The following is a 22700-nucleotide window of genomic DNA, read 5'->3' on the forward strand; positions in this document are numbered from 1 at the left end:
TCACTGAAATAAACTAATCTCTCGGCTTAATCATTACAGGCACTGGCGGTTACACTGACCGGGCTGGCATCGCTGTCAAATTTAAGGCTCCAAACATACTTTCCAGACTCCAAAAGCGTGATAGTGGTGTCTTGACCATAGCCACCTTTGGTTAACGCATTTTCCATTCCAGGCTTTAGACTTAATCCCTCAGCGGTATATTGAGGAGACCAGGTTGTTGAAGCGTATTGCATTCTATAGCTTCCTGGCTTTTCAGACGTTACTACTTGGTAGAGACCGTCACCTTTGTATTCAAATGCGCGCTCAGAGACATGTTTCCAGCCCGAATCGCTAAAATCACCCACAACGTAAAGCGTCTCACTAATTGGCCCTGACTCATTAACCGTTGGCACGTTACAAGAACCCGTTACACCGTGAGCTATCGCCATTGCAGCGCCTGCGCTTGCAGCGATAGGGGCACTATTAGCCGGAGAGTCCACATTTAAAAATCGACCTTCAAAAGGCCCTAACTCAATGGAGTAATAGCCGGATTTAAGCGCAAGAACCTCACCACTAAGTAGGTCTGTCAGAGTCTGCGAAGATGCGATGGTTTCAGCGGATATAGCAATGCTTTCTGGTTGGCCCGTTACATTGACAATGTACAGGATAGACTGTTCGTTGGTCTGTTTCAGATCGGCATAGGCCGCTTGATTGGCCAGCACATTGGTTCTCGTTCCTTGAGAGAGTGCGGGATTCGTTGCGCGAAGTTCCATTAGCTGCGAAACATAATTCTTGAGTGAACTCTGCTTTTCATTAAGAGTTGTATTAACACCTTCAATTTTTGCACTGGTTCGGGCGACATGGTCATCGCACAAACCATTTACTGCGCAGTCACTGCTGACTTTATCAGCAAATCCTTCGAGTTCATCTCCAATTTCATCGCCATAATAAAGGGTTATCGGGCCGCTATATGCCGCTTGAAACGAGAGTACTGCCTGATATCTTTGCCAGTACTCGTTGTCAGACGGTTCAGCGATAGAACCGCGCTGTAACAAGTCGCCAAACCGGACAAGATCGTGGTTACCCAACATGAGATTTGGTTTTACGTTGTCAGGATAGAGGCGATGCAAATCCATGCCTTCGGCGAGCCATTCGCTGCCTTTACCGCCCACGCCAGATTCATTGACGGCGAATGTTTCCACAAGTCGGTAGCGAACTGGGAAGTCAAAGGCAGAACAAAGCGCAGGGGCTTGATTTGAGCCGTAACCGGTTTCAATGATTCGATTTTCTCCTGCCCAAATCTCAGCAACCATATAGCCAAGCGGATTAACCTGATTGCCATCTTTATCGGTATAAGTCACACTTTGAGACGCTTTATCAACCGTTTTACGGATCTCTGTCCATGCTTCGGTAGGCACCTGGTAAGCCTGATCTAGACGCCAACCATCAATTTTGAGTTCTTTGATCCAGTACTCAGCGACCTCTTGATAAAAAGGCAGGCTTTCAGGATAAGTGACAGGGTTACTACTACCGACAGGCATTTTTCCTGTTGGTGAAGCGACTACATTGTTTTTGTGATGGCCGAATACGCCATCAAAAAAGACATAAAGCCCGCGGCTATGGGCTTCATTCACCAATCGTTTGGCATCTTCTAGTGTTCCAAATCGCGGATCTATCGAGAAATAGTCGGTAGTAAAATACCCCGTTGCATCTAGGCGGTCATCCCAGTGTGATTGCCCATCTACAGGAGCGGAGTAGAAAATAGGAGTGAGCCAAATACCATTCATACCCAGAGATTCGATGTAGTCGAGAGAGTCGATGATACCTTGAATATCGCCCATATGATGGCTGGTGCCATACCCCGTACCATGGCCAATGTCTGGGTTACCATTAACAAAACTTTCCACCATGACCTGATATATACGAAGGTCGTTAGCGGCTTCTATATTGGATAGTTGGCAGCTGTAGGCTGAGTTTGGAGCAGTCGATTCGACATCGTTGGACTCGCTTGCGCAGCTAGCGAGCGCGAGTGAGCCCAAGGCTATGGAGAGTGTTTTCGCTACTTGTTTCACAGAAGTGTCCTTTTTTTTAATTATGCATTCCGCGAAATCTATTATGTGAGCGTGTGGAAATAAAAAGCTCCTCCCCATTTAAAAAATATGAGGAGGAGCTTTTGGGGGTGAGAGATTCAGGTCACTATTTGTGCAGAAGTGTTAACGCAATACGTGACCGAAATCGATTGTTAAACGTTTTTTGGCGTAAACCAATCCAACTTTTGATGCAGATCCGTGACGCTTCCGACTACAATGAGGGCTGGGCTTTTCGCTTCAATGGCCATTTGTGGCAGACCACTTAACGCGCCTTGGAAAACACGTTGTTCTCTGCGTGTTCCATTTTCAATGATGGCGCAGGGTGTGTTTTCATCAAGACCATGACTAATGAGCTTATCGGTAATACGACCACTTTGCTTCAGACCCATATAGAACACCAGAGTGTTGTTTGTTTGGGCTAATGATCCCCATTCTATTTCACGACCGTCTTTTTGAATGTGACCCGTAATAAATTGAACGCTTTGTGCATAGTCACGGTGGGTTAGAGGAATACCTGCGTATGCGGTTGCCCCTGCTGCTGCGGTGATCCCCGGAACAACCTCAAAACGGATTCCGTTGTCTGCAAGTGTTTCTAATTCTTCTCCGCCACGGCCAAAGATGAATGAATCACCGCCTTTTAGCCGTACAACTTTACGTCCTAGCTGTGCTTGTTCAACTAAGATCTGGTTGATTTGCTCTTGAGGCACGCAGTGGTAATCGAGCTTTTTACCCACGTAAATCATCTCAGCATCGGGTTTGGCAAGTGCAAGGATTTCTTTTGAGACCAAACGGTCAAATACGACAACGTCAGCAGATTGAATGACGCGATATCCTTTCACTGTCAACAAATCAGGGTCTCCCGGCCCTGCACCGACTAGGGATACAAAGCCAGTGTTTAGAGATGTTTGATGAGTGGTCATAGTTATGCCTATCAATGTCAAATTTTGGATATAAAGAGTAAAACTCGGTTATTGGTAAAGTTAATACTGTTTATAGCCAAAAGGTTGGATAAGGTGGCCTCGCAACTAATGCGAGGCCGGATAGTGTTACTTGCTCAATGCAGGTTCAGCGTTTACTGCTACTTCCGCTTCGTCTTCTGCATCTAGAGAGGGCGCAGTTTTAGCGTGAGTTAGGTACAGAGGGATGCAGGTCATCACAAGACCGCCAACAATGTTACCTAGGATGGTAGGAATTAAGTTGAAGTTCAACCATGTCGCGATACCAAAATCAGCGCCAAGAATCATACCTAGTGGGAATAGGAACATGTTTACAACTGTGTGCTCAAATACCAAGGCAAAGAAGATGAAGATAGGGAACCACATCATCGCAACACGGCCAGCAACCGTGCGTGCAGTCATATTGCCGATTACGCCTAAACATACCATCAGGTTACAGAAGATACCGCGTACAAAACATGTGATCCATCCGTCCATTCCCATATTTTCGAAACCAAGGCTACGAGCAGTGGATACAGCGATGAACTTCTTAGCAACCGCGTTTAGCTCTAAAGAGAAGTTGCCAGTTAGCGATACTGCTACAAGGTAAGCAACCAGCAAAGAACCAATAAGGTTACCCAGACCAACTAGACCCCAACAACGGAAAATTCGGTTCCAGGTGATACCAGGACGGTTTTCAAATTTAGCCAGTGGCGCAAGACCGAATACACCAGTGACCAGATCGTAGCCCATTACGCTAAGAATGACGAAGCCAACAGGGAACACAAGTGCACCTACCACGCCCATTCCTGTTTGAACAATCGTTGTAATAGCAACGACAACAGCAAGAGATAGAATAATACCAGCCATCGTGCCACGAAGCAGTAGATCGCGAGTACTTGTTTTCGTTTTCGCTTCCCCCACATCGACCATGGTTTGTACAAATTGAGCCGGTTTAAAATCAGTAGACATCGTGTCTCTCCAAAAAGTGTGTATTTAAAAAGTTAAGATTGAATAGTGATAGAGGCTAGGGTGGCTAACCCCTATAGGCTATTCATTCTCATAAGTATTCTCGTCATCTCCTTGAAAAAGGAGATCTCTCACAGCGAATCACTTGTTTTATGAGATCCTCGTTTTCACGAGGATGACGGCAATTACTTTTATGCAGAAATCTCTACAGTACCTTTAGTCACGCGAGCTTTGTACGCTTTCACATTAAAGCGCTCATCTTCCATGCACACGCCTGTTGTCAGGCTAAAGCGCTGCTTTTTGAGCGGACTTGCAACCCAAAGTTCACCTTGGTGCTCAACAATCAAGCCACGTGAAAGTACGTTTGATTGGTAGAACGGATCCATGTTGCTGATGGCCATAATGTCTTCAGCCGCAGTTGGGCGGAAGATAGCAACCTGCTGACCATCAACCAGTGCGCATACCCCGGTACCAGGGGTGATCTCTTGGATATCACATACTTTTTGAAATGCCATGATTAGTTCTCCAGCTCAACGTGTAAGATGTCGCCTTTCGCTTCAGGGTGTTTTTCTGTGAATGTTGCAGGACGATGCTGCTCTCGTTCTTGAACGAATACCACGTTGTCATCACGCAGGTCACTGTTGATGAAGTGAGAGAAACGCGTTAGTTGAGATTCATCTTCAATGGTGTTTTTCCACTCACAACTGTAATCACCAACCAGGCGTTGAACGTCAGCCTCAAGCTGGTCGTTGATGCCAAGTTTATTGTCAACGATGACTTCACGTAGGTAGTCCACACCACCTTCCATGTTTTCCATCCAAACCGAAGTACGCTGTAGTGGCGCAGCAGTACGGATATAGAACATCATGAAGCGATCGATGTACTGGATTAATGTTGCTTCGTCCAGGTCAGAAGCCAGTAGATCTGCGTGGCGAGGTTTCATACCGCCGTTACCACACACATACATGTTCCAGCCAGCATCGGTGGCGATGATACCTAAGTCTTTACCTTGAGCTTCTGCACACTCACGAGTACACCCCGACACTCCGAACTTCATCTTATGAGGAGTACGGATGCCTTTGTAACGGTTTTCGATACGTGAACCTAGGCCAACAGAATCTTGTACGCCATAGCGACACCATGTTGAACCGACGCAAGTCTTTGCCATGCGAAGTGCTTTCGCGTATGCCTGACCTGTTTCGTAACCTGCTTCAATTAGCTTTTTCCAAATCGCAGGAAGGTCATCTTTTTGTGCACCAAATAGACCGATACGTTGTGCGCCTGTTACTTTGGTGTACAGGTTGTATTCTGCAGCAACTTCAGCCAGTACTTTTAGCGCTTCTGGTGTTACTTCGCCACCCGCCATACGTGGGATGACAGAGTAAGTCCCGTCTTTTTGAATGTTACCTAGGAAGTTGTCGTTGGTGTCGTGCAGTTTCACAAGTTCGGGCTTAAGAATATGCTCGCCCCAACAAGAGGCTAAGATAGAGCCTGCTAGTGGTTTACATACTTCACAGCCGTAACCTTTCCCATGTTTCTCAAGTAGCTCTTCGAATGTCTTGATTTCTTCGATGCGAATTAGGTGGAATAGCTCCTGGCGAGAGTAAGCGAAGTGTTCACATACATCGTTTTTTACTTCGATGCCCGATTTCGCAAGTTCTGCGTTGAGAACAGAGCTCACAAGTGGAATACAACCACCACAACCCGTACCTGCACCAGTTACCGCCTTGATATCACCAATCGTGTGGTGACCATCAGCAACAGCTTGAGCAATCTTGCCTTTAGTGACATCAAAACAAGAACAGATAACCGCTGACTCAGGAAGGGAATCCGCGCCTAGTGTTGGCTTTTCAGCTCCGGCGTGTGCTGGAAGAATCAGAGTATCAGGGTGCTTTGGTAGCTCGATGTCATTAAGTTTAAGCTGAAGTAGATCACCATAGTCAGACGTATCGCCAACCATGACAGCACCAAGTAACTTCTTACCGTCTTCTGATACGATAATACGCTTGTAAACTTCTTGCTCTTCATTTTGGTAGACGTAGCTCTTACACCCAGGTGTACGGCCATTTGCATCACCAATTGAGCCTACTTTAACACCAAGCAGTTTTAGCTTAGCGCTCATGTCTGCGCCTTCAAACTGGCTGTCATTGCCAACCAGGTGATCTACAGCAACGGTTGCCATCTTATAGCCAGGAGCAACCAGACCATAGAAAGTACGATTCCACGAAGCACACTCACCAATTGCGTAAATATCTTGGTCGGTAGTTTGAGCAAATTTGTTGATTTCGATACCACCACGAGGCGCAACACCAAGACCCATTTGACGGGCAAGTTTGTCTTGTGGGCGAATACCTGCAGAGAAAACGATGAAATCTACTTCAAGGTCTGTGCCATCAGCAAATACCATAGTATTACGAGCTTCTTTACCTTCAGGTTTGATTTCGAGAGTGTTCTTGCTGGTATGAACCTGAACGCCCATACGCTCGATTTTGTTGCGTAGTTGCAGTCCGCCCTGTAGATCAAGCTGTTCTGCCATGAGCACTGGAGCAAACTCAATCACGTGAGTTTCTACGCCTAGTGCTTTAAGTGCTCCAGCAGCTTCTAACCCTAACAGGCCGCCACCGACAACAACGCCACGCTTACTTTTCTTTGCGGTTGCTTCGATAGCTTTGAGATCTTCGATAGTACGGTAAACAAAACAGTCTTTGCTTTCGTTGCCTTTCATTGGTGGAACAAAGGGGTAAGAGCCCGTTGCCATAATGAGCTTATCGTACTGTATTTCACGACCAGTACTTGAATACACAACTTTCTTTTCACGGTTAACGTTAATCGCACGCTCACCAATCAACATATTGATGCCGTGTTTTTCGTAGAAACCTTCTTTAACTAAGGAAAGTTCATCGGCTGTATGATGAGAAAAGTAAGAGGAAAGGTGAACACGGTCATACGCGACGCGAGGTTCTTCACAGAAAACGGTAATGTCTAGGTTAGTCACATCACTTTTCTCGACTAAGTCTTCGAGGTAGCGATGTCCAACCATACCGTTTCCGATAACGACAAGCTTCATCTGGCTCATATTAATACCTAAGGGTTATTTCTTTAAGTCTCCGTGCATTGTTATTTTTGTTGGTAAATTAATACATGACGTAAATCAATTACGAAATAAAACTACCCTAAAGGGGTAGATTGAATGGTTACTTATTGAACGTACTTATGGTTGTGTGGGTGACTTGTTAAACAAGTACATACGTCAAGTGATGGTTTGTTAGGAATGCTACGCTTGCTTCAACCAATAAAATGTAACGATCTATGTCTTTTAGAGATGCCGACCAAATTACAAGTGTGAAAATAAATTACATATAAGAATGAGATCCGATTCTTGTCTAAGAATGTGGGTCAGGGTGAAAATCGATTTTAAAGAGGCAAAACGAAGGAAGCTGAATGGGAGCGTCGTAGGGCTTAAGAAAATGGGTAATACAGGGTCAGTATTACCCGCATACTTTACAAAACGGATGTTAGCCTAAGAAAAGCCATACACCAACGCCACACATTAAGCTACCTGCAATGCGATTCATTAGCTTAACGTTTTTTGAATGCCCTAATGTACGTTTTAGCCCTTTACCACCCGTAGCATAAATGGTCATGCAAACGAACTCGCTCATTAATATAATGCCCAGCATCATAGCAACCTGATAAGTCATCGGTTTTTCTTGATCGAGGAAAGGAGGGAGTAACGAAATCATAAACGCCCAACCTTTGGGGTTCGCGATGGCTGTAATAAATCCTTGTACGATCAAATCCCAATCGTTGGATTGCGAATCTGAAGGTAGATCGTTAGTAATGGCGAGCTTTCCACGAGATAACCACATTTGGACGCCCAAATAGAACAGGTAAGATGCACCAGCGGCTTTGAATACTGTGAATATCGTAGGGTATTTGAGCATGATGGCAGCAACGCCAAGTAAAGCGGCGAGTGACACGACGGCAACACCTAGGAGTTCACCGATCATCATCCATAATGTGCGGCGATAGCCAATGCTCATGCCCATGGTGAGTGCCAGAGTCATGCACATGCCAGGGGTTATCGACACGAAAAAGAAAGTTGGTATAAAAATAGTGAGTGTGGCCCAATCCATAATGCGGCTCGATCTGAATACGATTAAAGACGGTATTAAAACAAACTTGCTCTGATAGAACTATCAATTTATTGAAGTATCAGAAAATTAGACCACAGCATCGAGTTTAGGCGGTAAAGAGTGCAACGTTGAGTGGTGCATTCGCTTAATCGTTTCCAGTTTGTACTTATCAATAATGACACTTCGAGTGACCGCGTCACCTTTTGCTTCATACATAGCCAGGTCTGTATATACCAGTAGATCTTTAATAGTAAGGTCACTGACATCAGACAGGAAAACGCCCATTGATGCTGTGAGTTGCAGCGTTACATGCTGTTGTCGGACGACAAATTCAAAAGACTCTAACTTCGGTAAAATAAACTTTAAGCTGCCTTCATTGATGGGGCTGATAACAACAAACTCATCGCCACCAATTCGATAAATATTGCCGTCAATGACTTTATTTAGAAGTTTGGCATAGCATTTAAGAACTTGATCTCCCACGCTGTGTCCGTAGGTATCATTGACGTGTTTAAACTCGTTGAGATCGATATAGATTAGGCAGTTGCCTTTACCTAACGATTGTTTTGCGATGCGATTGAGGGAGTGCCGATTACGAAGCTTGGTTAACGCATCATGGTTTGCCCGATGATTGGTGACAAATCCAAAGAGAAGGGTGACAAGGGCCAATAGAACCAACAATAGATTGACGACAAATGAACGTTGTTGCTCTTGTTTTTGTTCGAACACTTCTTTCCAATTAGAAGGGGGTTGATAGCTCAGGGTAATCGATTCTGCGTCGACAAAGTCAAGGGTACGGCTAAATAGCTGAGATAACGCACGACCTCTTTGGGTATCAGCAAAACCAAATTGCAGCTCTGGGGTATAAAAATCGCTGAAGTAAGGATCTTCGACGATATCGAAGGTTTTCTTGTCGTAAAGAATCTTGTTAAGTGTCACTCGGTCAGTCACCGCATAGTCAATAGTGCGATTGCGCAGGCCATTTAGTAGGTTTTCTGAATCACTAAAATAGATGAATTCTTTATTGGGCAAGAGTTGCTCTGCGATCTTAGCGAAAATTCCGTTGGCGATAACACCAACCTTTTCAGAGAACAGCTCTGATACATGCTTGTGGACTTGATCTTTGTAACCCATCCGTTTGGCGATAACACCTTCTAAGTTTACGTAGGTTTTATGATTGACTGGTGGCAAGCCCCTTTTGAAATGGCTCAGTTTATAAGAACTTGAAACCGGAGTAATGACATCATACTCAATGTCATTTTCTGGCAGTGTTAGTTTTGAGAGTGGCTGAACAGAATGGTAAGTAAATTGGCATTTTAATGCATTAAGGGCACAAATTTGCTTAGCAAAATCAACCGATATACCAGCAACGTTACCAGCATCATTTAGAAAAACATAAGGCTTACTTTGAGTGAGGAGGATTCTGATCGGAAGAGAGCCATCTATATCCGAGTCATGCATTAATTGCCGTAGGTGTTTAACAGCAATACTGCTGATGTACTCGTCTAATTTCTCTCTCAGTTGTTTTTGCACCGTTTCTTGAGAAATGATGAGATTAAATCGTCTAAGTAGCGCTCTATTCTCCTCTTTATTAGTGATGATAGATACTGGAGGAATAGACACTTGATCGTTAATTTGAGTGGCCTTGAAACCGGCGTTTAAAAACTCCTCAAGCTGCAAAAAAGTACCAATATAGCCATCAATGTGTCCTTTTTTGATGGCGTAATAAGCTACGTCATTATTATTGAAATCAATGACACGTTTGTTGGGGTAATATTTTTGTATGATATCAGTGAACGCCGTATACATGCTTGTTCCTACGGTGTTCATCGATTCAAAGGATTGGCCTTTTTGGCTAAATAGGTAGGTTGGCTCGATGTTAGTGGGTTGGGAAAAAATAAACAGATTCGAACGAGCTCGGGTATAAGTTATGTTCGCAGCAAAATCGATTTGCCCTGTCTGAACCGCTTTAAGCCTCGCACCAAACTCGGGGTAGTGTACGTATTCGAAATTGATATTCGAGTGTTCAGAAATCGTTGAGAAAATAAAACGAGCGAGAAAATCTCTCTCGTTGGCTGAAACCAAATAGGTGTTTGATTGTGCTGTTTGAGAAGACGCTGGCACGGCTTGCGCTCGTACTGTTTCGATTGAAAACGAGTACACGACAGCAATTACTGCGCTCCAAATGTGTTTCATCCAAATATTTTTACGAGTCAATGCTAATGGTTCCTTCCATTGCTTGAGAATACCAATCGACGTTAATACTAGACTTTTATTGTTAAATTACAATATTTAACATTATGAAATGTAACACTTATCATGTTGTTGGTAGGCGCACTCCATTGTCATAGAAGTGAAATATTTTCCCTTATTAATGCCACTGTACTCGTTATTAGATGAAAGCTTTTACTTACTTAAGTGCAAGCCAGAGATTACACATAGATAATGTGCTGCGAGGGCTATTTTAATTAGAATTGGAGAAGAGGGCATTCCTGTGATGTTAGGTCACATTAACGGCAAAGATAGTAGGGTATAATCTGCAAAATTCAATATGTTGTGAAATGTTGTTATCGATATGTCCACTGTTTTTCTTTTCGTCAGCTTTTTATGTTGTGTATTTGTGGTGATTTTATTTAGCTTGCGGAAATTGAATACCCGAGCTCGCCTTACAACTTCTTTATTGATCAGTGTCTGTATTGTATCCGTTGCGACTTTAGTGTTTGAAGCGACAAAGCAACCTTTACCTCAAGCAGAACCTCCTCAAAATATCCACTCTGGCTCTGAGTTAATGGCCAAAGTTCAGCAAGCGTTAGAAGAGGATCCCAATGATTCTAAGAATTGGTTTACTCTGGGGCAGTTTTACATGCAGCTTGGTGATTTTGCATCAGCAGATACTTGCTTTGATTACTCTATTCGTTTGTCTAACACACCATACGCTGGACAGTTTGCGGCGCGTGCAACGGCGAAATATTATCTTGAGAAGCAAAATCTAACGCAAGATGTTCGTCATCTTTTAGATAGTGCACTTGCTATGGACCCGTTAAATGATACTGCGTTGCTTTTACTTGCGTCTGACTATCACTTAAATTCCGAGTACCAAAAAGCCATTGATATATGGATGCAATTGTTAGATTCGAATCGACAAGGCATAGATAGAGTGAGTTTGATCGATAAAATCAATCAAACCAAAGCCAGACTCTAGGTTGGTGGCAATACATTCGATGGCAATTGTATTGCCAATCAATGAGTATAAACAAACCCACCATACATGTACTTTGTTGCTTCAGCGCCGAGAATAGCAACGGTATCCCCTTGTTTAAGTTTGTCACTATTGATTAGGTGTGAAAAGCTACTCCAAATGGCGGCTGAACCTAGGTTACCTAACCATTTTGCATCGTTAATAACCCGTGAAGTCGGCACTCCCAGTAGCTTGGCAACCTGTTGGTCGATAAGCCCACTTGCCTGGTGAGGGATGATGTAATCAAACTCTTGAATATCGTACCCTTGACTGTTCAAGGCCGATACGCAAGCCTGAATTAGTTTTGCTCCGTTTTGTTTGACAGACACAGCGTCATGACGAAACAAATAGGGAGATAAGCTATCGTCGAGCTCCCGGCTGGGCAATGTCAGCCCGGGTTGGCTGTTTGTACCAATCTGGCCGAAATAACATCCGCTGATGACTCTTCTCTTACTTCCATTCCAAGGTGCTAACAGAACACCGGCAGCGCCATCTCCCATTTGCATGTAGTTCACTAACTGGGAGTTGTCGCGTTTTATATCGTCAAAGTTGAAGTGTAAAGAGCCAGTCTCGCTCCCCAAAATCACTAGGGGTTTGTTGGTCATGGAGATTCGAGGTAACGCGAATTGAAGGGCATTGGCGAACCCGGTACAAGCTTGCCTGAGTTCAATAAAGGGACCGTTATAGTTAAGCCTTTCTGCAACCCAGGCAATACCTGGTGGCAGCAATGTATCAGGTGTAGTGGTATGAGCAATGAGGTAGTCCAGTTGTTCAATGGACAAGTCAGACGTTCTCAGCAACTCTTCAATCACAGCGGCACAGAGTTCAGCATTAGTGACGATCGGTGTGGTTGCGTTGCACGTGATGGACCGAGAAAAAAAGCGAGAATGGACGCCAAGGCTTCTGGCGATAAACTTGGCTTTTCTGGCATATTTCGGACCACTAAATAGTGAGAGAGCCGTGAATAGAGAATCATTATCTAAGTGTTGATCCGGATAACAATTTGCCGCGGAAATAAGGCTTAGCTTAGTGTCCAAAATGGATGCATTCATTGTTAATTCGTCCTTGTGATAAACAAAGTATCGATATCCACACCGATAGTTAGAAAAGCCTTTTTCTCTGTTGATAAAAGCTTGTGAAGCTTTTGAGTGAGTTGATCAAATAAACGCAGGCGCTGCTCTTTTGTTAGCGCAGATTGTTTAGAGTGCTTTTTGGCGATTGAAACATGTTTTGCTTCATCTTGCTTGATACATCGACAAAGTGATACGAATGGGTGGGAGCAAGGCAAAGTACTTTTCTCAAGCGCTAACATTAGTTTACATACCCAACTGTCCAGACATGCAATCTGTGCGTAATGTTGCTCTATCGTCAGCTGCTTTCCTAACCCTGCGAAAAACAATTGGCTTCGGCGACGGATGGTATTGATATCGTCAGGAGTGGGGAGTTGCTCTAACACGTAAAGTAATGCCTTTTCATGATATACCTCATCTGAAACAATGCGCTCCAAATCGACAATATCGTTTTCTGACGCACTCGGGGATTGTCTAAATCGCTCTTTTTCGTTGTAAAAGACCCACTGCGAAGATTGCTCTCCGCAAATCAGTAAGGGAATAAGCCGGGATAAGGCGATTTGCTGCAAGGCTGTAAAAGTAAAGCGGCACTGCTTGTGTAGTTCAAGCCAGGATTTTACAGGGCTGTTAGACTGAGACAGCGACGCCTGTATAGGGATAGATGCAAAGCACGGTTTCATCAAGGTACTCATTGTTGAATTAAAATAATGCTAATTAAGCCAACGTATCAGTGACGTTATTAACATTAGACCGTTTCAACAAAGATTTCTTTCAAACTATGGACAAAGTTATTTATGGCGATAGGCGATAGGCGAGAGGTGTTCAATAGGTATATCCTAAACCAAAGTAGGCGGCTTCAATTCCAGTGTTATAGCCAACATCCGCGGTAAACCCAGTAATGTCGGTTTTGAAGAGCAGACCTAGGTTTCCGTTGAAGCCAAGCTCGGTTTCGTACTCTTTAATCGGCCCATCTGAGAGTATCAGGCGAGAGTTATTGCTAATGCCTGCACCCGCATAGCCAACAATGTTATTGCTTAATGACTTTGTAAGGCCCACATTCAAAGCAAAGTCGTCATTGTTGGGCCCCATCCCCCCTGCAAGGTTAGAGTAAAAACCATATTGGGTATTTCTATCGTGATAAAGCGCGACACCAAAACCACCTTCGCTTGTTGTACCCAGGGTAACGGTATTGAAAGTTCCGCAATAGGCCGTTGATGAAATAAGCATGGAAGTGATAATGAGTTTGTTCATTTGAAGACCCAGAAAGGTGACCTGTGTTCCTTATAGTATAGCGAATAGGACAGGGCAACAAGTACGGAGTTCCGAACAAAATATCACATAACCAGCTGATATTAAAAAGCCCTAACCATAAGGCTAGGGCTTTATTAAAACCATTAATTGGCCGTCTGAATAAGTGATGGCGTCATAAGTGGATTAGTACTTAGCTTCCCTCGCGTCAGCTTCTTTTTCCCATTCCGGAACAACTGTTTCAAGGAAGTGCTTCTTATCGGCGTTCATCTTATCCATGTTCATACCAAGAGCCGCTTGTGCTTTCTCTTTGGTTGAGATGTCTGGAATTTTCACTGGCTCTGTGATGCCTTTTTTAGCCAAGAGACGAATAAGCTTAGTTCGAGCATCTGCCGCTTTGTCGACAGAAGTACCCAGCACTTCCAATGCAACTTCAGGTGCATGCATATGAACGCCGTGCGACGCAATTGCGTAGTCCCAGCGCCACTGAGCATGACGAATATCCATAAGGATTGGTTTCATTTCTTCTTCTGTTGCCCCTGCATCCCATGCAGCTCCTGCTTCAAAGTGCGCCGCAACGATTTGCTTCTCAGCAGTAAGCTTCATATTAAGTACCTGAGCTTTACGCGTAGAAACAATACCTTGTAATTGATCTTTGCTTTGAGTGTGGCAATTAGCACAAGTATCTTCAAAGCGATCTAGCGGATTGCCAACCTTGTGGTCAGTGTATACGGTACCGTCTTCTTTCGTTACTTTTGGCATGTGACAGTCAACACAAACGACACCGTTTTTGCCGTGAATACCATCGCGCCATGTTTCATAACCAGGGTGCTGAGCTTTTAGCATTGGAGCTTTAGAGACAGCGTGTTGCCAGTCTTTAAAGTTAAGAGCATCGTAGTAGGTTTCCATTTCACCAACTTGCGTGCCCATGTCCCATGGGAATTTTACGGCCTTAGTTGGCCCTGTGAAGTAGTATTCAACGTGGCATTGTGCACAGACAGATGCTTGCTTGTCTAAACGTGACTGGTCCTCAAATTTTTTGCCAATGGCTTCGAAAGCGCGTTCAACATAAGGGCGAGTAAGCGCTAATGCAGGCTCACCGTTTTTGAAGTTTTCACTACGAGTATCATGACAGTCTGCACAGCCAATCGGATTGGCAATTTCAGCGCCTAAGCGTGCCCACTTGCCATCAAAATAGCCATCTTCACCGCGTTCGTCGATAATACGCGCGACATCTGGGCTTTTACAACTCCAACACGCCATAGGCATAGGTCCTGATTTAGCGTCAGTTGGACCACCAGTACGGAGTGTTTGTCGAACATCATCGAGGGCATAGAAGTGACCACGAGCTTTATTGTAGTCTTTGGCAAAACCATAGCCAGCCCACATGATGACCATATTTGGATCATGCTCTAACGCATCTTCGATCTCTGCGCTTTCGCTGGTTTGCTTCCACGATTTGTATTGATCAGGGTGATCTTGCTCGTAGGCTTGGTTTCTAGGGTCCATCAATCCGTCTTCTGAGGCAGCAAAGGCTGGCGCACTTGCGGCACCTAGTATCGCCATTGCAGCAACGGAACTTATAATCCAGTGCTTGTTCACGGTGTTATCTCCATATTCTAATTTTTGAATTGCGTTGTGGGGCAGTATTCCTAAACAAAAATTGGAGATTCTTACTAATTAAACTGAGATGCTAAGTGCTTGCCATATCAATTCAATCAGTCACTTGATATTAGCTCAAATTTAGACACATTTTATTACATGGTGTACCGAAACTGTTTTAGATCAATTTATGTACGTGATTAGTATCACGATTACCCCTCTATAACCCTAAAGGGGTAGAGGGGTGCGATGTGATGATGGCATCTATTGTTTTTTATTTCAGTTGGTTATGTAAATTTTCACAGTAGAATTATGGTGATACTGCTCACTAAAATGGCGATTAATTCTATTAAAGATATCTCTTAGGTAATATTATTTTCTGTGTAGCGTTGTGGCTCATCCTAAATAAGAATTGATTTTATTTAATCCAGTATCTGGATTAGAGAGGATTAATTACAACCAGAGTAACCTAAGGTTAATGTACTGGTTTAAGGAAAGGAAAGAATGGGCAATATAAAATTGACCATGGGCATGATGTTACAAGCACTTCTCTTATTATGCCTTTATGGTTTTTCAATAAATGCCTTTGCCGATGAAACAACGTCAGAAACCAGCGTTGAATCTGAACGGCATAAGGTGTCACTTATCCGTGACAAAGACTACAAGTGTGTTCAATGTCATAAGGACTCTAAAGAAACATTGCATGGCTCGCATGGGGACAATGCATTTGAGAACCTTGGTAAAGAGGTTAACTGTACCAATTGCCATAGCAACATAGGGCCAGATCACCGTGACGGAGGCTCAACGGTAATCAAGTACCATGATGCGCAATCTCAACCTGGAACCAACAAAGTATTGCTTTCGCAAGAGGCGATTTTGAAGGCGAACAGTCAGTGTACTGAATGCCACCAGCCTCAATACTTAAGAAAAGACAGTTGGACCCACGATGTGCACGCCAAAAACTTAACTTGTTCAAATTGCCACTCTGTACACGCCGAAAAAGCTAAGGTGTTGTCTTTCGATCACAAAGAAAAAATTAAAATGTGTGTCGACTGCCACAAAGACTTTAACGATAAGCGTGAAGAACAGGAGAGATGATATGAGTTGTTCTAGAAGAAATTTCTTAACTGGAGCAGGGGCAGTCATCTTTACTACTGGGGTTGCGACCACCTCAGTTTTGACCAGTCGAGACTCTAATGCCAGTGATGTAGCAGACCCTGCAAAAAACTACGGTATGTTACACGATGAGAATGCCTGTATAGGCTGTACTGCTTGTACTGAGGCGTGCCGAGAAGTCAACAAAGTACCAGAAGGTGTGTCGCGTTTAGAGATAAACCGCTCCGGGCCTATTGGCGAGTATCCTGATGTTGAATACCACTTCACTCGAAATTCTTGCCAGCATTGTGAAAATCCACCGTGTGTCTATGTGTGCCCAACGGGTGCGGCATACAAGGACGAAGAAACCGGCATTGTTGACGTTCATAAAGAGAAGTGTGTTGGGTGTGGCTATTGTTTAGCTGCGTGTCCGTATCAGGTGCGCTTCTTCCACCCCGAAGATAACTCTGCCGATAAGTGTAACTTCTGCCGTGATACCAATCTGGCTGAAGGCAAGCAACCGGCTTGTGTCGAAAGTTGTCCGACAAGCGCTTTGGTCTTCGGTGATCTTAACGATCCTCAAAGTGACATTAACAAAGCGATTGAAATTAACCTGGTGTACCGCGATAAGTCGCATTTAGGTACTAAGCCAAAATTGTTCAAAGTTCCGTTCAAAAAAGGGGAGGTGTAACATGAGTGCTTGGGAAACCGCGTTTCATTTTGACTCCCTGGTATGGGATTGGATTATTGCTATCTACCTGTTTTTAGCAGGTATGTCAGCAGGTGCTGTGATGATTGCCTTGTATTTGAAGCGCAAGGTTATCGAGGGCGACCCTGCTAAGAATGGCATAATGAAGGCGATGGCCTGGCTCGCACCATTTGGCATTATTGTTGGCTTGTTGATTCTGATCTTCCACCTTACTAAACCATTAGAGTTTTGGAAGATTATGATCTACTTCAACATTACTTCGGTAATGTCTATGGGCGTGATACTGTTCCAGGTCTATATGGCTGTGCTATTTATTTGGATAGGCATTATCTTTAGAAAGCCAATTATGGACTTCTTAGGGGGTAAATTTGATTTCGTTGAAACTATTTTGGTTAAATTCGAAAAGTTTGAAAACGGTATTGAATTGTTCCTTGGATTCTTGGCGATTGTATTGGCGGCTTATACAGGGTTCTTATTGTCTGCCTTAAAAACTTATCCAATGCTTAACAATCCTGTGCTTCCGATTTTATTCCTATTCTCTAGTTTATCATCGGGCGCTGCAGCAAGTTTGCTCTTTGGAATATTAGTGTTTAAGGAAGATGTTCATAGTTCAAGCGTCAGTTGGGTGCATAGCTTTGAACGTCCGGTCGTGATGTTTGAATTATTCGTCATTGTGACTTTCTTTACTGGATTGATTTTCAGCGGCGGGCAAAACGAAGTTGCAGCCTGGAATGCAATTGGTGGAGGTTTTTGGTCGGATTGGTTCTGGTATGGTGTCATCCTAATGGGGATGCTTGTGCCTCTGGCACTCAATTACTTTAGCCCTGCTAAGGTGAAACATACTCACGGCTTTGTACTTGTCGTCACCAGCTTAAGTTTGATTGGTGTTCTAATGCTGCGTACTTTCGTGTTGTATGCGGGACAAATGACCATCGTGTAATGTTAAAAAAGCACTTTTCTTCGAAACGAAGAGAGGTGCTTCTCTTTTTTTAAATGGGTCACAGACTGAAAAGCCACTTCATGAGAAAACACAGTCTGGCATTTGCCCCAACGTAATGAGGTTTCATGATCGGATATTTCGGCCTATTGTGTTTGTTGATAGTCGTTAGTTCAAGCTCGTTGATGGTGCTCTCTGGTGGGCTAAAGTTTGTTACAGGGCAGCATATTAGCAAACAACCCGAGTTTAGATTCTTGCAAGCTTCTGTCTCCTTAAGCTATGTGTCTTTTTTATTTTCTTTCGCCTCCATTGCATCTTTAGCGTATGCATTTGCAGTGGATGACTTTTCCCTTTCTTATGTCTCACAAAACTCAAATAGCTTGCTTGATGTACCCTATAAAATAGCGGCGACGTGGGGAGGACATGAGGGTTCCATGCTGTTTTGGGTTGTGACTCTCGCGCTTTGGGGCGCCGTCATCGCCAGAAAATCCTTTCAATCTATAGCGCTTAAACACGACACTTTGTGGATCATGCATCTTTTGGTGGCTATTTTTTCATGGTTTACTTTTCTGGCCTCAAACCCGTTTGAGTTTAATCAGATTCTGCCTTTAGAGGGGCGCGATCTTAATCCGATGTTACAAGATATCGGATTGATTATTCATCCACCAATGCTTTACCTTGGCTATGTAGGCTTTGCTTCTGTTCTTGCCCTCGCTGTAGGTTGTTTGCTGTCTAATACACTTACAGATGAATGGATTAAGGCTGCCAGAGTATATTGCCTTGTCGCATGGGGTTTTTTAACCGTTGGCATCGCCATTGGATCGTGGTGGGCCTATTACGAACTTGGCTGGGGCGGCTGGTGGTTTTGGGACCCAGTTGAGAACGCATCTTTACTGCCCTGGTTAACATCCACTGCTTTGTTACACGTTTTAGTTGTGGGCTCGAATCAAAACCAGATGCGTTACTGGTGTTACTCCCTGGCATTTATTACCTACTGTTTAAGCATTCTGGGTACGTTTATTGTTCGTTCAGGTGTGCTGACTTCTGTTCACGCATTTGCCATTGATCCTGGAAAAGGATTTAGCTTACTGGGAATATTAACGGTGATTTTTGTCAGTGCTTTTACGCTGCTGATTGCAAGAGCAGAATCTGTTGATTCGACAAACGTAAAAGGGATGCTGAGTAAAAACTTTCTGGTCGTTGTCTGCGCTAACTTGTTTGTACTGGCTATGGTTGTCGTGCTGTTTGGAACGTTCTACCCCATGGTCTACGAGATGATTGGTCTGGGTAATATTTCTGTTGGTGCCCCTTATTTTAATTTGCTGTTTGCTCCTTTGGCGGTACTGGCGCTCTTTATGAGTGGCTTTGCGCCGTTGCTGCAGTGGGAATCTACAACACAGTTAAAACCAACCAATCTCAAACGAGCACTTTTGCTGTTGTTGTCATGCTCACTAATACTGGCTGGCATTGTCATCTTTGTTTATTCGAAGTTCGAAGATGTAGCTGGTGCAGAACTTAAGCTATGGCCTTTAATAACCACATTTGTTGCTATCTTTGTTCTGTTGAGCCACTTCTACGGCTTAGTTACGGCGCGATTTAACCTTCGAAAATTGTGGGTTTCTATCGCTCATGTCGGTGTGGCTGTTGCCGCTTTCGGTATCTCAATGAACAGCTACTATTCTTATGAATTGACGAGAAAACTGGGCCCTAATTCTTCGATGGAATTTGGGCGCTATCAGGTCAGTTATTTGAAAACCGAATTGCTCATCGCAAACAATTACACTTCTGAGCAAGCCCATATTTTGATTGGTGCTGGGGAAAATGGCGTAACGTCGAGGCTCGCATTGCCTGAGAAACGGCATTACCAAGTTCGAGTAATGAATATGACAGAACCCTCAATGAGCGCATTTTGGAATGGCGACGTGTACATAACTTTGGGTGAGAAAGTGGATGCGACTCACTACGCAGTGAGGATGCAATTTAAAGCCTTTGTCAGGTGGATTTGGGCTGGCGCAGCATTGGTCGTTCTTGCTGTATTAGGTCTACTATGGCAAGCATTGCAACGACATAGAATCATTGAAATAAGAAACAAGGCTAAGCGAAGAACATTGGATTCTCATGTTGTTGGCAGTAAAAAGGTGGCAAATCATGATTAGATTGATAGCTTGCCCTGTTCAAGTCTTATTAAGGCTGCTATCTGCCGCGATAGTCAGTTTTGCATTATTGTCCTTTTCAATACCTGCCAGCGCTGAACAGGCGAAAATCGATACCGTTGAGTTGTTTGAGTTTGAATCATTGCAACAACAAAAACAGGCCATTGAGTTAGCGAAAACGTTAAGATGCCCAATGTGTCAAAACCAAAACCTGATTGAATCAAATTCTCCAGTGGCAAAGGATCTCAGGTTGCGTGTATTTGAGTTAATTAGGGAAGGGAAGTCTAATCAGCAGGTGAAAGACTATATGGTCGACCGCTATGGAGAGCATGTACTTTATCGTCCGTCTTTTAGTTTCAAGAACGGACTATTGTGGGGAGTCCCTATTCTTTGCTTGCTACTGGTGATTCTGAACTTGTTCATTACCTTTAAAAGAAAACAGAAACCGTCTTAGTCGATTTAACGCCACTCCGGCTATTGGTCGGTATCGTTTTTGAATTTATGTACTAAAGTAAACTTAGTCATAGAGGTATAAAAGGGAGTCGGTAGATGTCATTGATCCTGTTTCTTATTATTGGAGCGTTAGCAGGTTGGCTGGCTGGACAATTTATGAAAGGCTCCAGCTTTGGGCTACTCGGAAACATGGCGATAGGGGTTGTTGGGTCTTTTATCGGCGGATTTGCGATAGGACTTCTCGGATTCTCATCTTCCGGCCTTATTGCTTCGATCATTACCGCGACGCTAGGAGCGTGCATTCTCTTGTATTTGGCTCAGTATTTAAAATCTTGAGCGCTTTTAGAGTGAGGCTAGAACTGAAGTTAACATGCTAGTCTCACTCAAACCATTTTGAATAGATCATTGCCTATATTCAGTCCAGCTTTTTTCATCAAAGCTGTAGAATTGACGATCCTCTATACTCAACATCGTTGTTCCCGAATTTTGTGAAACAAACGGGGTCTCTGGCAAGTCTTTCACTAGTTCGTTTAAATCGACACTGTTCCCTTGGTACATTCCACTCTCTAGTACTTTTGATAATAGTTCGCTCAATGCTAGATAACTGGAAGGTGCGGTAATCTGTACCTGCTGTGACGATGAAACCTGAGCATTACCGAAGAACTTAATACCAACCGGAATATCAGTAATGGCTTTGGTCGGGATTTCTCTCATGCCTGAAATTTGCATTCTATCCCCTCGGATCGAAGCCCCATGTTCTGGTAAGAAAATCACGACGATGTTTCGTTCGCTGTTTTTCAATTGTTTAAAAAAACTATTGAGGTCATCGAGTAAAATTTTCTGCTGGCGCTTATAGGTAACGAGTCGAGTTCCTTTTTCACCAACAACTCTATTGCCATCATGAATACTTATGGTGTTGTATAAACTTACAGTAGGTTTTGATTTCGTTTGTTCAGACCATGTCGTCAATACTGAGCTATCTTGATAAATTTTTGTGCCGTCAAAAGCATATTGAGTGGGAGAAAGGGTTTCTATATCGACAGCTGGTGTAAAAGGTCCAATGTTATTGGCAATGTGTTTACTGAAGCCATCAAAGCGACCATCGTGATTCATGAGCACTTCTTTTTCAAAACCTAACTCAGCTAAATTATCAAAAAGTGAACATTTTTTCGTTAGTGAGTTCTCAAACAATTCTGAATGAGTCTGTTGACCACAATTTGCTCTTAGTATTCTTAATACGGCCGGTCCGCTGTAGGATGTCGCAGAATTAAATTGACGAAAAAGAATGTCAAATTCTGCCAACAGGGGGTGTTGCGTTTGACCTGTGAATTCAAGATCATCCCATGCCAAAGAACATATGTTTAAAAATAGTATGTCAAAGTTAGGTTCAATGTTATCTAAAGTACTAAGAGTAGAGGTGACCGTCGCTTGTTCTTTGAAAAAGGAATTGAGATAACGATTCAAGCCTTGAGGTGACGTTTCTATTACATCGTCAGTAGTGCTATCGTTTTGTGCGTTGTTATTGATGTTTTCCGTGGCAATCGCATTAGGGAAACTCGCATTAGGAGAACTAAGGTTTTTTAGCATGCCTTGAGGGATGGAAGACAACACCATAGCCAAAATAACGAATGTCGAGAGCCTAAATATTTGATTGAGGTAAAGGTAACCAACACAAAGCGTAGTAATCAGAAGGAGGAAATCTAGAGAGACAAAGTCGACCAACAGCTCGACTAAATAGCTCGTATCAAACTGGCTTATGAGATCCCACTGGCTTGTGAGGCGCTCCAAAGGGGGAAGGTAAGAATCGTAATGGAGCAAATAGATGGCGATTAATACTGCGAAAAAGTGCCTCAACCCGTTAGCTAAACGCCAACGGATAGGTAGAGTTACAAAAGCTAACAAGGAAAAATTGTATAACGGCGAAAACCCTAAGGTATCATTCCAGAAAAGAATGACTTTTAGTGCAAAATAAATAGTCCAGAGCCCTAGAGACCATGAGGAAGTGTCTTTTGTCTTCATTATTAGAATCGAGTCTTGTGTAAAAATTTAGGTCTGTTTTTAAGAAGAAGAATCAACTTTAAAATCA

General features: G+C 43.5%; 19 protein-coding genes. 7 read left to right on the top strand and 12 right to left on the bottom strand.

The genetic code is table 11. The annotated features are described in order from the left end of the window. Positions 1-26: 26 nt before the first annotated feature. The 7 genes from LNL84_RS06600 to LNL84_RS06630 form a co-directional block, all read right to left on the bottom strand. Positions 27-2051, bottom strand: a complete 2025-nt coding sequence (locus LNL84_RS06600; RefSeq protein ID WP_244356083.1) for an alpha-amylase family glycosyl hydrolase — start codon at positions 2049-2051, stop codon at positions 27-29. Between the two features lie 170 nt (positions 2052-2221). Then, a complete protein-coding gene (gene cobA, locus LNL84_RS06605; RefSeq protein WP_244356085.1) occupies positions 2222-2989 on the bottom strand; it encodes a uroporphyrinogen-III C-methyltransferase in 768 nt (255 codons plus the stop codon). Between the two features lie 126 nt (positions 2990-3115). After that, complete coding sequence (locus LNL84_RS06610; RefSeq protein ID WP_244356087.1) at positions 3116-3976, bottom strand: formate/nitrite transporter family protein; 861 nt, start codon at positions 3974-3976, stop codon at positions 3116-3118. Positions 3977-4164: 188 nt separating this feature from the next. After that, positions 4165-4488, bottom strand: coding sequence for a nitrite reductase small subunit NirD (gene nirD / locus LNL84_RS06615; RefSeq protein ID WP_244356092.1), 324 nt, complete (start codon positions 4486-4488; stop codon positions 4165-4167). Between the two features lie 2 nt (positions 4489-4490). After that, positions 4491-7049, bottom strand: coding sequence for a nitrite reductase large subunit NirB (gene nirB, locus LNL84_RS06620; protein WP_244356094.1), 2559 nt, complete (start codon positions 7047-7049; stop codon positions 4491-4493). 439 nt (positions 7050-7488) lie between these two features. Next, the gene (locus LNL84_RS06625) at positions 7489-8109 is read right to left on the bottom strand and encodes a LysE family translocator (protein ID WP_244356096.1); all 621 of its coding nucleotides are present in this window, start codon (positions 8107-8109) and stop codon (positions 7489-7491) included. An 87-nt stretch (positions 8110-8196) separates the two neighbouring features. Continuing rightward, positions 8197-10326, bottom strand: coding sequence for a GGDEF domain-containing protein (locus LNL84_RS06630; RefSeq protein ID WP_244356098.1), 2130 nt, complete (start codon positions 10324-10326; stop codon positions 8197-8199). 421 nt (positions 10327-10747) lie between these two features. On the opposite strand from LNL84_RS06630, the gene LNL84_RS06635 reads away from it, so the two are divergent. After that, the gene (locus LNL84_RS06635) at positions 10748-11311 is read left to right on the top strand and encodes a TPR domain-containing protein (RefSeq protein WP_244356100.1); all 564 of its coding nucleotides are present in this window, start codon (positions 10748-10750) and stop codon (positions 11309-11311) included. A 38-nt stretch (positions 11312-11349) separates the two neighbouring features. Here the strand turns inward: LNL84_RS06635 and LNL84_RS06640 are convergent, their stop codons facing one another. The 4 genes from LNL84_RS06640 to nrfA all read right to left on the bottom strand — a co-directional run bounded on the left by LNL84_RS06640 (position 11350) and on the right by nrfA (position 15267). Then, the gene (locus LNL84_RS06640) at positions 11350-12399 is read right to left on the bottom strand and encodes a 3-oxoacyl-ACP synthase III family protein (protein ID WP_244356103.1); all 1050 of its coding nucleotides are present in this window, start codon (positions 12397-12399) and stop codon (positions 11350-11352) included. Between the two features lie 2 nt (positions 12400-12401). After that, complete coding sequence (locus LNL84_RS06645) at positions 12402-13097, bottom strand: hypothetical protein (RefSeq protein WP_244356105.1); 696 nt, start codon at positions 13095-13097, stop codon at positions 12402-12404. Between the two features lie 142 nt (positions 13098-13239). After that, a complete protein-coding gene (locus LNL84_RS06650; protein WP_244356107.1) occupies positions 13240-13668 on the bottom strand; it encodes a hypothetical protein in 429 nt (142 codons plus the stop codon). A gap of 183 nt (positions 13669-13851) precedes the next feature. Further along, entirely contained in the window at positions 13852-15267 is a 1416-nt protein-coding gene (nrfA, locus tag LNL84_RS06655) for an ammonia-forming nitrite reductase cytochrome c552 subunit (RefSeq protein ID WP_244356109.1), read from the bottom strand. Positions 15268-15771: 504 nt separating this feature from the next. On the opposite strand from nrfA, the gene nrfB reads away from it, so the two are divergent. The 6 genes from nrfB (at position 15772) to LNL84_RS06685 (ending at position 20950) form a co-directional block, all read left to right on the top strand. Next, positions 15772-16365: a cytochrome c nitrite reductase pentaheme subunit gene (gene nrfB / locus LNL84_RS06660; RefSeq protein ID WP_244356113.1), complete on the top strand. Its 594-nt coding sequence runs from the start codon at positions 15772-15774 to the stop codon at positions 16363-16365. Position 16366: 1 nt separating this feature from the next. Next, the gene (gene nrfC / locus LNL84_RS06665; protein ID WP_244356115.1) at positions 16367-17053 is read left to right on the top strand and encodes a cytochrome c nitrite reductase Fe-S protein; all 687 of its coding nucleotides are present in this window, start codon (positions 16367-16369) and stop codon (positions 17051-17053) included. A gap of 1 nt (position 17054) precedes the next feature. Further along, positions 17055-18011: a cytochrome c nitrite reductase subunit NrfD gene (gene nrfD / locus LNL84_RS06670; protein ID WP_244356119.1), complete on the top strand. Its 957-nt coding sequence runs from the start codon at positions 17055-17057 to the stop codon at positions 18009-18011. A gap of 125 nt (positions 18012-18136) precedes the next feature. Then, positions 18137-20164 carry a heme lyase CcmF/NrfE family subunit gene (locus LNL84_RS06675; protein ID WP_244356121.1) on the top strand — a complete coding sequence of 676 codons (2028 nt, stop codon included), beginning with the start codon at positions 18137-18139 and terminating at the stop codon, positions 20162-20164. Continuing rightward, positions 20157-20615, top strand: a complete 459-nt coding sequence (locus LNL84_RS06680) for a cytochrome c-type biogenesis protein (RefSeq protein WP_244356123.1) — start codon at positions 20157-20159, stop codon at positions 20613-20615. Before LNL84_RS06675 ends, LNL84_RS06680 begins: the two co-directional genes overlap by 8 nt. Before the next feature lie 95 nt (positions 20616-20710). Further along, positions 20711-20950 carry a GlsB/YeaQ/YmgE family stress response membrane protein gene (locus LNL84_RS06685; RefSeq protein WP_244356125.1) on the top strand — a complete coding sequence of 80 codons (240 nt, stop codon included), beginning with the start codon at positions 20711-20713 and terminating at the stop codon, positions 20948-20950. Between the two features lie 66 nt (positions 20951-21016). On the opposite strand, the gene bcsG is transcribed toward LNL84_RS06685, so the two are convergent. Beyond that, positions 21017-22633 (bottom strand): cellulose biosynthesis protein BcsG, encoded by a 1617-nt coding sequence (gene bcsG, locus LNL84_RS06690; protein WP_244356127.1) that lies wholly within the window; start codon positions 22631-22633, stop codon positions 21017-21019. Positions 22634-22700 lie beyond the last annotated feature (67 nt).

This window comes from Vibrio gelatinilyticus (genome assembly GCF_022836845.1).
In the GTDB taxonomy this organism is placed as follows: Bacteria; Pseudomonadota; Gammaproteobacteria; order Enterobacterales; family Vibrionaceae; genus Vibrio; species Vibrio gelatinilyticus.